The sequence below is a fragment of the Candidatus Margulisiibacteriota bacterium genome, from assembly GCA_018822365.1.
Classification (GTDB): Bacteria; Margulisbacteria; WOR-1; order O2-12-FULL-45-9; family XYB2-FULL-48-7; genus XYB2-FULL-45-9.
The window spans coordinates 17,051-31,091 of sequence record JAHJKL010000027.1 but is presented as its reverse complement, the minus strand read 5'-3'; the positions used below and the strand labels follow the sequence as shown (position 1 = coordinate 31,091).

Sequence of the window (14,041 nt, the reverse complement as noted above, 5' to 3'; positions counted from 1 at the left end):
AAGTAATATGACGCCACCAACCGGAACCGTATCAGAAAGTAATCCCATTTATATTCAGGTCAGATCACCGCAGCGGGCCAACTTTAACGATATCGTCGCCGAGGCCATTCGCTCGATCGGCGCGGACCCTGTTCCCTCGGAGCTAGCTTCATTCAGAAGCTGGCTGCAAACCATCGCAACCCCCAGAGTGCGCCAAATGATGGCCCGGCTTGAACATGACCAAACAGCCTTTACTCAATACAATGCCACCTTTGATAGTGAGGTCGCGTCCGCTTGCGGAAATCGTGAGCGCGCGAAATTCGACAATATTATCGCCGCTTCGATCAAAGCGATCGAAGGTCTGGGCACCTCTGCCCCCAGAGAATTGCGTAATTTTGCCGCCTGGTTAAGAGCGACCGCGACCCCGCGCGTCCGTCAAATGATAGCCCAGCTCGAATCCAATTCCCGTCTTGAACAATACAGCTCGACCTTCGATGACGTGGTTCTCAAGGCTTGCGGCTGGGAACGATATCAGCTCCCGTCGATCTCTGCCATGGCCCCGGCCACTGTTCGGCAAGGCGAGACCAAAGAAATAACGCTAACCGGCGCGAATTTCAATTTTCCTGATGAGCCGACCATTACCTTTGCTAACGGAAGCACTCCGGTCAGCATCCCTGTTTCCAATATCAGTGTTTCTGAAGACAAAAGAACGGTTACTTTTAGCATTGCCGTGCCGGCAAACACCACACCGGGCAATTTGACCGTCAAGATCGCTTCAACGGCGCACGCGGACCAGCTTTCCGCTACCGCCCCTAATCCATTAACCGTAACCCCCAGCCTCCCTGATAGACCAGCGCAAACACCGGTCCGGCCGCGAACCACCGGCAACACCGGCAACCAGCTCCCATCCTGGCGGCGCTATATCGGGACCGAAGATACCCCGGGAATGGTCAATCCACGGCTTAGATTGAGCCTCGGCACAGTCCCCGGAGACGATGCCCCGGTCACCCTTGGCTCTTACTCCAACTTTGGACTCGCCCCCGCGGTTTTGATCCGTGTGGTCGGGCCTAATGGGATCATCGAAAGCCCCCGTCTGGAAGTTGTCGCCCCTCTTCAGGCGACCTTCGCTACCGATTTTGACGGCAACCGCTTTACCGACGCCGGCGCCGGTGTCGGCGTCCGCTACGCGTTTTTCCGCGGCCTACAGCCGGGAGCCTACGTTCTGGCCAGCGGGCGCAAGACCCACGCCGAAGAGTCAACCCGCCAGTTCCCGACCGGTGACGCGACCAACGCCACTTTTGGCCTCGCCTCCAGCGGCTTTATTGGAGACCGCGCCAGCTATGGGGCTTTTGTCGAGCATGACCGGACCGCTTTCTCGCTGAACCATATTGAAGTTTACGGCGGCAGCTACGACGGGACCCGTCGGACAGTTAGAGCCGGAGGACAGTTCGCTTTCAATCCGGTTGGCGACCTTAGCCTGACCCTCAGTTACGCTCAGGTCGTTTGGGGAGAGCAATCAACCCCCGACACCCTGGCTGGAGAAGATTATAAAGAAAGGGTCGGCGCCCAAGCTGTTGGTTTAACGGGAGCATTCCCTAACCACCGGTGGCACCCTTACGCCCAGCTTAACATTGGCCGCGAAACACTCGGCGACGGCGACTACGCATGGAACGCGGTCGCTTTGACCGACGTTAGTATCGGCGCCTTGTTCCCCTGGGGCCGCCCGGAAATCTGGGCAGGTCATATCGCGCCAAATCACTATGTTGACGAAAGCAGGAATTTCCTGCAAGCCTCATACTTCACTGAATTTGGCGAAAGCCTGCCGTTCCTGGCGCCGCTCGGAGCTCATCTGCAGATCGCCGACAATGGTGGAGGAGTGACCGGAATGCTCACCTACGATCTGGTCAGAGGGGCAACCGCCTTGTTCTTTGGAAGAGAAGTCTACAAAGGCCAAAGCCGGGTTGGACCATATTCATCCCCGCTTCTCCCAATGGGAACACCGACCAGGTATCTGACCCCTAACAGTGCCCTGCCTTCGTTCCAGCGGCCGCTCAATGTCCGCGGAGCCAGTGTCCCGGCAGCGGGAAGCGCCACCGTTTCGGTTGGCACCGAATCTGAAAAAAAAAGCCATTAAATAGACCGGCCCAACCGGCTCCGACCGGATCGAGCGCTCCGGTAGCGCCGTCAACACCGTCAAGGCCCGCTCTCCCGCTCGCCACGGCGACCAACCGCAAGGCCAAGTATGTCAATGGCCGCGGCAGTGAAGAGCCTATTTACACTATCGCCGGCCGCGAAGGCGAATTCCTCCGGATCCGTTTTGCCAGCAGTTCAGCCCCTCATTTTTATAGGATCACCCAGCACGACGCCGGCGCCAATGCCGATAGCGTAGACATTGACATCAACAACCCTGTTGATGCTAATATCGCCCGCCGCCAAACAACGACCGGAACCGGAATGTTGGGACAAATCGGTGACGATGGGCCGGTCACAATCACTCCCGACCCGTCCTCGGCTCCCGTCGAAGAGATCAGCTACGGTGATGACCGCAAAACTACCCGAGCGGTCAACCTGGTAAAAGAGGCATTAAGGCGTCTTGAGGGTCATGGTGGCTTGAGCCTGAAAATTCAGGTGGATGCCAATGGGCGGCTCACCCTGAAATCGGCAACCGGAGCCTGGCACGCGCCAGGATCAGATGCCATACCAGAAAGCAGGATCAGGCAATTGCTTGGTAATATAACTTTTCCGACCGATCTGCGCGGCCACCCGGTCATTACGTTCACCGTCCCGCTCCGTTCGCTTACCCAGGGTAATTAAGGGCTTGATGGGCGTCGCCGCAGGGCGGCAAAGGTCGTTTCGTAATTATTGGAGGCGTTCCAGACCAGAAAATGGTCTACCCCCAGCTCTTTGGCGGCCCTAACCTGCTCTAAGATATAGTTTGCCCCAAAGTTAGGGGAGCGAAGGTTGAATCCCTGGATCCACGGGACCAGGGTCGTCGCTTCTCCGGACAAAATATCGAGTGATTTTTTTACTCCCTGGCTCATGAAATGATAGGGATAACTCCCCGGATTATCATAACCATCGTAGCCCGCGTGAAAATGAGACGGGTAGAGCATGGGCGAGAGGACGTCAAGATAGGCAGACATCCGCTTTAGGTCCTGCCCCAGGCTCTGCACATCGACTGGCTGCTGCCAGGCAGCAATACCAAAAATATCAACCGCCAGCGAGACATTGTACCTCTCCAGCCGCTTCTTGACCCCGGCCAAAAACTCGCAAACAATATCAACCCGGCTGATACCGTTTTTTTCGTGCGGATAATAGGCGTGCTTGGCCCTCCCCTCGGCTGGGAAGCGTATGTAGTCAAACTGGATCTCGTCAACCCCCGAAGCGGCCGCCCGCTCGGCCACCAATTCATTGTAGAGCCGGACCTCGTTCGAATAAGGATCGGCCCATTTCCCCTCTTTTAAATCCCGGTAATACCCCCCGCCCGGGACCTTGACCGCCAGGTCGGGCCTGGCCAGCGCCAGGTGGTCGTCCTTAAACACCACCAGCCGGGTAGAGACAATAAACCCCTGCTCGTGGAGTTTTGCCGTAAATTCCGACAGCCAGGGATCGGCGGTCGCGACAGTTTTCTCGGTCAATTCTCTCTTTTTAAGCAACTCCAAAAGCGGCGGAGAAAGGGCAAACTTGGCATCTACTACGATCGTGTTAAGACCGCACTCTTTGGCCCGGGCAAGTAAGCGGTCCAGCATTTTCGGGGTTTGAGCGACATACCAGGTAATATAGATCCCTTTATCGGCCTTTTTTTTAACCTTAAGCGGCAGATCGGGGTGGTCACTGCTCTCTGCCAGCTTTGGATAGATCAGAGGGATCAACAGAATTAAAACCGCAAAAACAACCAAACCGGCCAAACCGGCCAGACGCAAACTATTCCTCATTCGAGTATTGTATCAAATAGGGGATCGATTGACTATCTGGGCGTTTCATGAGAAAATTTATCCCACGGAGCGTGATTTAATATGGCAAAGCCAATAATTATGGTTGTGGATGATGAAGTCGATGTCGCGAACGTTATTTCCGACACGATCAGGGATACCGGCAAGTACGAGGTCCTGACCGCCTACTCGGCCAAAGAAGCGCTGGATAAATTGTCCAAAAACCGGAGCTTTCTCGGCCTTGGAGGCAACAAGATCCGGCTCGTTTTTCTCGACATCAAGATGCCCGAAGTTGACGGCCTCCAGTTATTGGAAAAGATCCGCAAGGACTTTGGCGAAGATATCGGCATCTCCATGCTGACCGCCTGGGAAGACGAGGAAAAGTGGGACCGCGCCACCTCCGGCTTTGTCATTAACTACATAAAAAAACCGTTCAAAAGCGATGAGCTCCTCGCCACTGTCGACAAGTTTTTTGAGGGGAAAGACACCAGCATGGTGCTGAATACCTTTGAAAAACATATTGAGAAAAGAGAAGAATTCAAGAAGAAGAGCTAAAAGGTAAGCCTAAACGTGCTCCCCTTCCCCACTTCGCTGTCGACGGAGATGTCGCCGTCGTGTTCGCGGATTATCCGGTAGACAATCGACAGCCCCAGCCCAACCCCTTCATGCCGCGTTGAAAAGAACGGGTCAAAGATCTTCTCCCTTAGATCCGCTGGAATGCCTTTCCCGGTATCGCTCACTTCGACCACGACCCGGTTATTCTCCTGGAAAGTCTTCACCATGATCTTCCCTCCCTGGGGCATCGCCTCGATCGCGTTCTGAAAAAGGTTGATAAAGACCTCCTGCAGCGCCTCCGGATCGCCGGAGATCCTGGGGATCTCCCCCATTTCTTTCTCCAGCTTCACTTTCCCAAAAGAGATCAGGGTCAGGGAGGCCTCGATCATTTCGTTCAGGTCGACCGGCTTTCTTTCCTTGGCTTTTTCCTTGGCCAGGTCAAGCATCCGGTTGACAATGCCGGAGATCCGGTCAATATGCCGCAGCAACAGTTCCCGGAAGTTTTTTAAATACTCTATGTCGCGCGGCTCTTTGACCAGCCGTTCGGTCTCTCCCCTGATCACGGTCAGGGGGTTGCGGATCTCGTGGGTTACGCCGGCGGTCAGGGTCCCGAGCGACGCAAGCCGCTGGGAGCGCTCCAGTTGGCGCTCCACCGCCTCCAATTCGTTCCTGATCTTCTCGTATGAGCGGGTGTGGTCCAGGGCCATCGCCGCCTGGTTTGCCAATACCTGCAGAAGGCGGAGATCTTCGTCGGTGTAGGCGTCTTCGGAGAGCTTGCGACCCAGGGCAAAGAAGCCGATCAGTCGACTCTCCAGGATGCAGGGAACGACCAGGGCGGAGTCGATCTCTTTGACGTCAAAGAGCGGACCTCTCTTTTTCAGCATTTCGGCAACTAACGGCGAGTCGGCCAGAACTTCGCAGCTGTTTGGCTGAGGAGCAAAGTTTTCTCTGTCGTAGATCTGGTAACAGGTTGATCTTTTTTCAAGCTCCGAAAAATACTCCGGGAGATATATTTTTGGGTCAGAGATCTCGACGACATTGTAAAAGGTGCTGTACAAGACCTTGAGGATCTCGGTCAGCGACATTTTCTCCCCTACCCTGGTCGTCGCGTCAGATAGCTCCCGGTAATAATTGTATTTACCCCGCAGGAATAACTTGTCGGAGGTCGTTTGGATAAAGACCCGGAGGTTATGATGTGTCTGCCCGACAAATATGCCAAAAATGATCGTCAGGGTCAAAAAGACCCAGCTGATGGTCGTCCCTACATACGCGAGAAAACCCCAGACAAAAAGGAGATAAAATGAAGCATGGATCGCGATCGTAATAAGCTCGGCAAAGAACCGGCTGATGACGATCGAGATATCAAGGAGGTGGTGCTTGGTGATCGCGTAAGCGGTAAAGGCCGCGAAAATCAAGGTAAACCAGGCCCCCATCCATTCAAGATCGGCAACTCCCATGATCGGCAGGAAAAGATTTGTGATCATAAAACCACTGATCGAGATCAATGCCCCAATTAATAAATAAAAGAGACGGAGTTTTTCTAAATTGCCGGCCCGCAAATAACTTTGAACAAGATTAAAAACGACCAAACCAATATAAAATATAATGTAAAAAACAAAGGTATTATAACCGCTTCCCGGGAGCGGGGTCCTAATCCCCCGCTCCAAGATAATCCCACTAATTATATATTCATGGCTGATCAGGATTGAAACAATTATGAACAGAGGCAAGACCAAGAAAAGAACTTTACTCAATTGAGTAAAGTAAGGCTTCCGTTGAGGAAAAACCATGGTAAAAAACATTAAAAATAAGGTCATTAAAACAGCGGCAACGTAGACATACCAATCTCCCCAGAACATTGGCGTATCCAACGGAGAATGAATAATTATCGAAGCCAGGAAATTCCAGGTCGCCATAAATAAGAGAAAATGGAAGAAATATAAATTAATCTGATTTGCCGGGTTATTGATCAAGATAAATAAACCCAGCAATATTTGCGATAAAATCAAATAATAGCTGGGAATTGTAAGTGGATCAAATTTGTAATAAACAATAAAGGCGGTCCCCAATATAGCTAACGCGAAGAAAAAGAATAAAACAAAGTTCAATAACTGCTTGTTAATTTCCGGTTTTAGGGCCATGATCCGGTATTATAACCCGAATTATCGCGGCAATCTATCAATAATATAGGTGTGGTTCTGCCCGGCGTAAGCGTCAAAGGGGCCTCTGACCGCAAAGGGATAAGGAGAAGCTCGCCGCGCCTCTTCTATGACCTGCTCCCATTTTTCGGCCGGCCAGAAGTGGGATTCGATCTTATAGCTATATTTCAAAACCAACTGAAAAGGGAGGAGGAGGCTGTAATTATATAACGCCCGCGCGGTGTGCCCCGCCAGAGCGACCCCGCCAATCACAGCGCCATACCTGTAAAAATAGCGCTCTTTCATAATTGCCAGATGTTCTCTGAAGATCGCCGAAGAGCTGGCGGCTTCTTTGGGGTTGGTCATCAAGAAAGAACCGCCGGGTTTCAGCAAACGTATCACTTCAATCAATGTTTTTTGCGGGTCACTGACCAAATAAAACGAATTGTTGGCCAATATCCCATCAAACGACTCATCAGCAAAAGGGAGCGCCTTTCCCATGTCGCCCAAGACAAACGTGATATTCCCAAGTTTCTCCGCTGACGCTTTTTTTTGAGCTAACTCAATGGCATCGGTTGAAGAGTCTAATCCGACAACGTCACCCGCGGCCTTCAATCTGCGGGCAATTTCCAAAGTTGGATTGCCTGAACCACAGCCAAGCTCTAGATATTTACCGATCGGATTTTTAACTAATTTTCGCGCGCCATCTTTTATTAAGCGCAAATATGGTTCGGATTGGTTCCGATCATATACTTTAAAGTATAGTCTCCAAAAACTTTTATTTATGGCTACTGATAGAATCACTTGATCAATCCTTTTTTTCTCCGGAAAATCTCCTCATCACAACCGAAAACCAGGAACGAATGCTCGCCCAGATAGTAAAGTAGCCAAGAAGGTGGATACGTCCATTGGAGCCGACTTTTTCATCAAGCCAGTGTCTTAGTTTTTCATCCATTTTTCTGCCAAAAACCCCAACTCCTCTCTCTTGTTCATCTATTCTGATCATCCCTCCATAGGCATTTCTTTCAATGCCATATTCATCAGCCTTCCCGGACGAACCGACATTAATGATCGCTTTTTCTTCTTCGGTTAGCGTCTTTCCATTAAGGACCCTCTTCATAGAGAAACGGGAAGAGCGAGAGAAGTCTTTCATTACTCTTAAGCTTTGAGTCGTCGCGTAAAGAATTATCCCCCTGGTCAAAGCCAGCCAAAACCCCTTGCCAAAGCCACTATCCATCCGATATTTACGCAACACCCTGCTGGCAATAAGCCTGGTCAGGGCGACTTGAAGGCGCCGGCCGCGCGCTGCCGGTTGGATCATTGCCTCTGGAATTTTTAAAACCTCATAACTTTGTTTGCCATCATTTAACTGAAGAATATTGAACGATACCACTCCCTGAATATTATGCTCTTCCCCTTGAGGCCCTTCAATCAAAAATGTATATCGGGATGCGATAACCCGTTCATACATCAGTCGGTCTTCAAGTGAAAGTTCCCTGATCATCTGTTCTTTTGATTTTCCCCTGGCCAATTCGGTCCCGTCATAAACCGCAATAATGGCATCGCGGATCCAATTTGTTATGCTGGGGATTTCATCCTCCTTAAACTTATCCCTGGGATACTCGTAAAGCCTCACCCTCATCCCATTGATCTCGAATAATTGCCCTCTTTTAAGAAGCTCCATTTTTTCTTCCGTAGTAAGCTGGGGAACAAGATTAAAAGCGAGGTTTTGGTTCCCATTCACAACCAGCGAGACCACGCTAAGGCCGGCCGGGTGCGCAACAATTTGACGTCTGCCGGTATCTTCTTCTTTAGCGATCGAGCGCTCTTCTGCCCCCCACACCTCCCTGATTCCCCGTCCGCCGCAAATTTCCGAGATCCGCTGGGCGACCTCCCGCAAGACCATGTTATAAAGTTTTGCAGCGACATCCTGGGGCCGGTTATTGGCGGAAAGCGGTTCGGCGGTCATCAGCGCCGGGTATCTGGCCGCCAGGTCCCGGCCTCTTTCATCGTTCGGTATCCGGTTGGAAGCGGTCCAGAGGGCCCAGATGCTGTGTTTACGCTTCATTTCCAGGTCATCGGCAAAGCGTTGTTCAACCTGGTCGGGGGTATAAGAAAAAACTCCGTAAACCATTTTTCCGGGGTTGCCGTCGGGCAAACTATAATTCTGGTAATCCGCTTCGATTGAGACCAGGTCGGTAATCGCCTCCTCTCCCCGGTCGGCTTTGTGCAGGCTAGCCTCCTCTTTCAGATCAACAACAGAAAGCGTCCGCCCGTTGGAAATAAACCGCCGCTCCGCTTCGGCGTTCAACTTCCTAAGCGGGATCCATCCCCCCTGATAATGCGAGTCGGCATTGTCACGGTCGCCGCTGCTGATCGCCAGGGTAGCCGTCCCGCTTTGTGGGTCGTATAGATAGACCCGGGAGTTCCCCCATAGCACGTCCAGGGTTTGCGCGGCAATGTTGATGACCTCATGGATAGTGTATACCCCCTGAAGGGCTTTACGCAGGCTCATGATCTCTCCGTTGACATTGATCTGGGTCGCGTTGCTGGAGATCCACTCGACCTGATCTACAACTTCAAAATATTCGGTTTTTTGATTGTCAACGAGGCGGACCATATTCTCGCTAAGCAGATGGTTGAAAAGGGCCAGATGATCAACAGTAAAATTCCCCATTACACAGTAATTGTTGAATTGTTCCCTGGTAAAGACCCCGTTATCCCGGCGGGTCAGCTCTCTGATGATCCTGACCATCCGTTTGGCTTCGCCGGTCAGATGTCCCGGGGCGGTATGGCTATCTCTTAGGGGGACCCGGTTGGTCATTTTCAAAACAGGTGGATCTTCTAATACGGACCTTGTTTTTTGGGTCATCGCCGCAACAGAAGCGTAGACCGGCGCACCGAAGGGGGATTGGCTTGAATGATCAATCAAACGGCTGACAATATTGCTGACCAAATGATAATAAATGCCAACCGGCAGGTACTTCCAAGCCGCTTTATCAGGAAAACTGACCCTGGCCCCGGTATTGCCGGCCGCCAAACGTTCCCGGCCAAAATTACAATACTGTCGGCCAAGAGAATGTAGTCTGCTAATAGTGTTTGCCATTAACGCGTTCCTTCTTTGTTTCGCTTAATCTATTTAACCGCGGAATTCCCTCCTGCCGGCGGGCAAGAATTCCGCGGTTAGACGGTCAATTGAGACTAGGTCCTAACATTTGTCGATAAAGACAGGGGATAATTTCACTTTAATTGAAAATTGCCGCGGGAAAGAACCTTGTTAATAAAGAGGGTTTTTAGGTGTATATAACGGTGTTTTTTTCTCGTAGATCTTGGCGGTCAAGCCTAAGCTGGCAAAATGACGCATCGAAAGCTCCGAAACCTCATTATTTTTCAGTTTATCGCTTAAAAAAGCGTTCCAGCGGAAAAGCGAGTCGTCCAAAACATCCAAATGGACGGGGCTGCACTCGTCCAGCTCAAGGGCAAAAAAGTAGCGGGCCGACTGGAAAAGCTGCCCTTCCTGGGCGGCGGTATCGGCCAAAACAGGGGCATTCCAGTCCCAGAAATAAAAATTGACCACTTCAGAGTTTAGATGCTGAAGGTTAACGGATATCGCGACCGGATGCCTGGGGAGGACGCTCTGGCGGAAATACCTCAAGACCCCGGTCATGTTCTCCGCCGGCCGCTGAGGAAAGTATAAGCCAAACAGCGCAGGCAAAGAGATCAGGGCCGGGAGCAGCAGGGCGATCAGGACCCGTTTGGCCTTGAGGTCATATTTCTCGATAAAATAAAAGAAAGACGAGGCCGCGACCATAAAAAGGAACGGAGCGATAATGTAAATGAACTGTGGAGCTTTGGTCGGAACGGTCATGGTCGCCAGGATCAAAACCGTCCAGATAAAGGTGTAGAGCTTGTTGGTTTTCCAGTAATGGAAAGCGGTAAAAGGGAGAAACAGGGCAACCACGATCAGCAGGCCAAGCCAGGGAGAGAAGGAATAGTGCTCAATGATCATCCGGGGATAGTAAAACAGTGCCGGCAAAAGACCATCAATCGATTCACCGCCGGAATACCGGAAAATTGCCTGCAGAAAAAGGAGGAATTTTCGGGCGAAGGCGGAAGTAAAGAACCAGGCGCCGGCAACAACCAAAAGAACAGTAATAAAGATCAGCTTGCGATATGCCCACCAGAGAAAGGGGTAAGCGGCATGCTCTCCTTTTTTACTAAGAGCCCGAACCTCGACAAAGACCGGCCCCAGCTTGGCAAAAGAAACGACCAGAAAGGCCGGGATCATGAAATACGCGTAAAGGTAATTGGTGTAAATCGACAGGCCAACCAGGATCGCCAAAAACACATAGTTGATCAGCGACTTGCGGTCCTCGGTGCTGATATAGAAATAATAAGCGACCAAAAATATTAGAGCGCCCAGCCCCTCCAGGGTGCTCTGCGTCGCGTAGTTGATCATGATCGGCGATGACAAAGCAAGCGCTACCGCCATAAGGCCGATCAACGGCCCTGACCTTCGGCTAAGCTGGAGCGACGCCTGATAAATAAAAAAGAGGGTCAGGATAAAGATCAGAAAACTCAAAAACCGGGCGGCGGCAAAAGTGACCCCGAAGAAAAAGAAAGTTACCGACAGGAACCAGGAATGGAGAAAGGGCCAGAACATTTGCCGCTGGGTGTCGTACCAAAAAGCGCCAAAGTCCAGAGCGCGAATATCCTTATAAAGCCACAAACCGTAGATCGCGTGCTGGGCCTCTTCTTTGGAAAAAGCGTCGCCAAGCAGGATCCCATTGACGAATATAATAGAAAGAAAAGCAACAATAACCAGGAGGGCGACAAGCAGACCCTTTTGAAAAGATGTAAACCGCATGTGGGTATTATAGGGGGGTAAGCGTCCATGGTCAAGGGGATAATAACCGACAACGAACAAGACGCTCGTCCCGCCTTGCGTCGTGACTCGCTACCACCGACAACTGATTATCATATAAAAACAACAAGTTGTTGGTCGTTAGTTGTAGGCGCGAAACACCGAGTTGTCAGTCAAATTGGAGCTGAGGGGAGTCTCCCGTCGCACATTATTAAATTAAAATGAATGGACGGGATCCCGATGATTTCATAATTATTTTATTATAATGTCCATCGGGAGAACCCCGGAAATTGGTGGAGCTGAGGGGAGTCGAACCCCTGTCCGGAAAGGCAATTACGGGAGCCACTACGAGCGTAGTTTCAATTATTATTTCATCCGGAACTTTTCCTTAAACGAGGAGGCTCCCGGACTAGCCGCTTTATTGTTTCCCCGGCTTGCCAACCGGCGGGACCAGCCAGGTATCCGACAAAATAACATCTTGACCCGAACCTATCGGCGAATTCGGAAGACGTGCTACTTAGTTATTAAGCAGCTTGCAGAGCGGGAGCGGGCTGATAGCCGATCAATTGCTTGAAGGCATCGAGACCCATTTCACGCGCGTCTGCAATTAATGTTTGTACGTTCGCGTTTGAACGTTGCCACCATGTTTTACGAGGTGAGATGACATCCTCGGCTCGCAACTCACGCAACCACAACTCCCCGTCAAAACCCTTACAGCCCCGGGAAATTTGCTCCGCAAATTCAGGCGCAGGCAAAGGCACAGGAAGCAAATTTCCCCCTGTGCCTGTGCCTTTGCCGTTAAAAACTCTTAGCTTTGATCGTTTCCTGAAGCAGTCCCATGAAAGACTCAACCTGCTCTTTGTTCATCCGCGAGAGGGTCTCGGCAAACTCCTGCCAGCTCTCGGCTTCTTCCATCAGGTCCTTGTTATCTTTGATCTTGTCGATCTCCGCCTCGATCTCCTGCTGGATCCGGCGGTTGACCTCTTCCATCGCCCCCTGGGCGTTGGTCATCCCAGTTTCGGCGATCGCCCGATCGATAATATCCTCGAACTTAAGCTCTTTTTCTTTGGCTTCGGTCGCCAATACCGCCAGCCGGGTGGCGATCGCCTGGGCATCAAGCTCCGGCCCGCGCCCTATCCCCTGGGGGATCGGCCCTTTGGGCATGGAGGCTGGTTTTTGCGCTGTCTGTTCGGTCGCCTCTTTATCTACCGCTTTCGCTTCTTTAGGAGTGATCGGCGGAGTAAAGGGCTTTTGTCCCGGTATCTCGATCATAACAGGTCCATCTCCTTCAAGGCCATTTTAGAGATCAATTTGGCCAGCTCCTCCGACTTGGTCTGTTCCGCAGGAGTCAGCGGCCTGTCCTTCAACCCCTTGAACTCCCCCTGGACCAGTTGGGCCGCTTCTTTATACAGATCGGAAACGGTATAAGTTCTGGCAGTTTTATTGATCATTATTTTTTCCTCTAATAGCTTTTTCAATTTCTCTTTCAGTTGTTCTACGTCTAATTGCTTCACGTTTTTCGTACTTCTTTTTGGCCTTGGCTACTCCCAGGTCAACCTTGGCCCAATTACCGTCAAAATATATTTTCAGCGGGACCAGGGTCAATCCTTTTTCGGCGACTTTCCCCGTCAATTTCACCAGCTCTTGCTTGTTAAGCAAAACCTGGCGCGACCGGAGCGGGTCGCTATTTGCCGCCTGGCCGTACGGATTGATGTGCATACCATATAACATTATCCGGCCGTTTTCAACCCGCCCATAGCTGTCCTGAAGGTTGACCCTTCCCAACCGGACAGATTTTACCTCATTCCCGGTCAAAACTAAACCTGCTTTGTAGACCTCGAGAATGATGTAATCGAAGCGCGCTTTGCGGTTATCCGAAACTACTTTGTAATACTTTTCCACACCTCAATTATAACAGGTTTTCCAGGCCGTAGACCAAACCCTTGAGCCCTTTGATCCTACGGACCGCCATGATCACTCCGGGCATAAAGGAGTCGCGGGAGATCGAATCGTGGCGAATGGTCAGGGTTTGCCCCAAACCGCCAAAGATCACTTCCTGGTGGGCGACCAGGCCGGGAAGGCGGACCGAATGGATCGGGACCTCTTTCCCCATGATGTGGCCGGTCTTGATGGCGGTACCGGACGGCTTGTCCGCTTTCTGCTCGTGGTGGAACTCAATGATCTCCGCTTTCGGCATATGTTTGATCGCTTCCTTGGCAAAAAGCATCATCAGGACCGCGCCGATGGCAAAGTTCGGGGCGATCAGGCAGTTAACTTTGTGCTTTTCACATAACCCTTTAACTTCTTTCTGGTTGTCATCGGTCAAACCGGTCGTGCCGACAACGGCATGCGCTCCGCTCCCCAGGATCAAACGAATATTTTCCATAACCGCCGCCGGATGAGTAAAGTCGACCACAACCTCCGCTCCGCTCTGCTTGATCACTTTGGCCAGATCATCCCCAATATCGGTCCGGGCGACCAGTTCCAGGCCGGTCTCGTTCTGGACCGCTTTAACCGTCTCCAGCCCCATTTTCCCTTTTGCTCCATTGACGATAACTTTAATTTTTTCCATG

Annotated in this window: 12 protein-coding genes and 1 other RNA gene; 3 read left to right on the top strand and 10 right to left on the bottom strand. The window is 51.4% G+C overall.

Annotation, left to right across the window (positions count from 1 at the left end; all coding sequences use genetic code 11):
- Positions 1-7 precede the first annotated feature (7 nt).
- Entirely contained in the window at positions 8-2,113 is a 2,106-nt protein-coding gene (locus tag KKF06_01655) for a hypothetical protein (protein ID MBU1616472.1), read from the top strand.
- Positions 2,114-2,433: 320 nt separating this feature from the next.
- Positions 2,434-2,793, top strand: a complete 360-nt coding sequence (locus tag KKF06_01650) for a hypothetical protein (protein MBU1616471.1) — start codon at positions 2,434-2,436, stop codon at positions 2,791-2,793.
- Here the strand turns inward: KKF06_01650 and KKF06_01645 are convergent.
- Positions 2,790-3,914: a putative glycoside hydrolase gene (locus KKF06_01645; protein MBU1616470.1), complete on the bottom strand. Its 1,125-nt coding sequence runs from the start codon at positions 3,912-3,914 to the stop codon at positions 2,790-2,792. The two genes, KKF06_01650 and KKF06_01645, sit on opposite strands and share 4 nt — an antisense overlap.
- 81 nt (positions 3,915-3,995) lie before the next feature.
- Here KKF06_01645 and KKF06_01640 point away from each other — a divergent pair, with 81 nt between their 5' ends.
- Positions 3,996-4,466, top strand: a complete 471-nt coding sequence (locus KKF06_01640; GenBank protein MBU1616469.1) for a response regulator — start codon at positions 3,996-3,998, stop codon at positions 4,464-4,466.
- Here KKF06_01640 and KKF06_01635 read toward each other — a convergent pair.
- The 9 genes from KKF06_01635 to dapB form a co-directional block, all read right to left on the bottom strand.
- Positions 4,463-6,607, bottom strand: a complete 2,145-nt coding sequence (locus KKF06_01635; protein MBU1616468.1) for a GAF domain-containing protein — start codon at positions 6,605-6,607, stop codon at positions 4,463-4,465. The two genes, KKF06_01640 and KKF06_01635, sit on opposite strands and share 4 nt — an antisense overlap.
- 21 nt (positions 6,608-6,628) lie before the next feature.
- Positions 6,629-7,408, bottom strand: a complete 780-nt coding sequence (locus tag KKF06_01630) for a class I SAM-dependent methyltransferase (protein MBU1616467.1) — start codon at positions 7,406-7,408, stop codon at positions 6,629-6,631.
- A gap of 4 nt (positions 7,409-7,412) precedes the next feature.
- Complete coding sequence (locus tag KKF06_01625) at positions 7,413-9,710, bottom strand: hypothetical protein (GenBank protein MBU1616466.1); 2,298 nt, start codon at positions 9,708-9,710, stop codon at positions 7,413-7,415.
- 171 nt (positions 9,711-9,881) lie between these two features.
- Positions 9,882-11,471, bottom strand: a complete 1,590-nt coding sequence (locus tag KKF06_01620) for a glycosyltransferase family 39 protein (GenBank protein ID MBU1616465.1) — start codon at positions 11,469-11,471, stop codon at positions 9,882-9,884.
- A gap of 288 nt (positions 11,472-11,759) precedes the next feature.
- Positions 11,760-12,189: a transfer-messenger RNA gene (gene ssrA / locus KKF06_01615) on the bottom strand.
- Between the two features lie 77 nt (positions 12,190-12,266).
- Positions 12,267-12,740: a DUF1186 family protein gene (locus tag KKF06_01610; GenBank protein ID MBU1616464.1), complete on the bottom strand. Its 474-nt coding sequence runs from the start codon at positions 12,738-12,740 to the stop codon at positions 12,267-12,269.
- Entirely contained in the window at positions 12,737-12,919 is a 183-nt protein-coding gene (locus KKF06_01605; GenBank protein MBU1616463.1) for a hypothetical protein, read from the bottom strand. The genes KKF06_01610 and KKF06_01605 overlap by 4 nt, the downstream gene beginning before the upstream one ends.
- Entirely contained in the window at positions 12,909-13,370 is a 462-nt protein-coding gene (gene smpB / locus KKF06_01600; GenBank protein ID MBU1616462.1) for an SsrA-binding protein SmpB, read from the bottom strand. The genes KKF06_01605 and smpB overlap by 11 nt, the downstream gene beginning before the upstream one ends.
- Positions 13,371-13,377: 7 nt before the next feature.
- Positions 13,378-14,040: a 4-hydroxy-tetrahydrodipicolinate reductase gene (dapB, locus tag KKF06_01595; protein ID MBU1616461.1), complete on the bottom strand. Its 663-nt coding sequence runs from the start codon at positions 14,038-14,040 to the stop codon at positions 13,378-13,380.
- Position 14,041: the final 1 nt, after the last annotated feature.

Bases quoted from the DNA above. Each gene is read 5' to 3' on its own strand.
- KKF06_01655 (MBU1616472.1), top strand. From the start codon at position 8: ATGACGCCACCAACCGGAACCGTATCAGAAAGTAATCCCATTTATATT.
- KKF06_01650 (MBU1616471.1), top strand. From the start codon at position 2,434: ATGTTGGGACAAATCGGTGACGATGGGCCGGTCACAATCACTCCCGAC.
- KKF06_01645 (MBU1616470.1), bottom strand. From the start codon at position 3,914: ATGAGGAATAGTTTGCGTCTGGCCGGTTTGGCCGGTTTGGTTGTTTTT.
- KKF06_01640 (MBU1616469.1), top strand. From the start codon at position 3,996: ATGGCAAAGCCAATAATTATGGTTGTGGATGATGAAGTCGATGTCGCG.
- KKF06_01635 (MBU1616468.1), bottom strand. From the start codon at position 6,607: ATGGCCCTAAAACCGGAAATTAACAAGCAGTTATTGAACTTTGTTTTA.
- KKF06_01625 (MBU1616466.1), bottom strand. From the start codon at position 9,710: ATGGCAAACACTATTAGCAGACTACATTCTCTTGGCCGACAGTATTGT.
- KKF06_01620 (MBU1616465.1), bottom strand. From the start codon at position 11,471: ATGCGGTTTACATCTTTTCAAAAGGGTCTGCTTGTCGCCCTCCTGGTT.
- KKF06_01610 (MBU1616464.1), bottom strand. From the start codon at position 12,740: ATGATCGAGATACCGGGACAAAAGCCCTTTACTCCGCCGATCACTCCT.
- KKF06_01605 (MBU1616463.1), bottom strand. From the start codon at position 12,919: ATGATCAATAAAACTGCCAGAACTTATACCGTTTCCGATCTGTATAAA.
- dapB (MBU1616461.1), bottom strand. From the start codon at position 14,040: ATGGAAAAAATTAAAGTTATCGTCAATGGAGCAAAAGGGAAAATGGGG.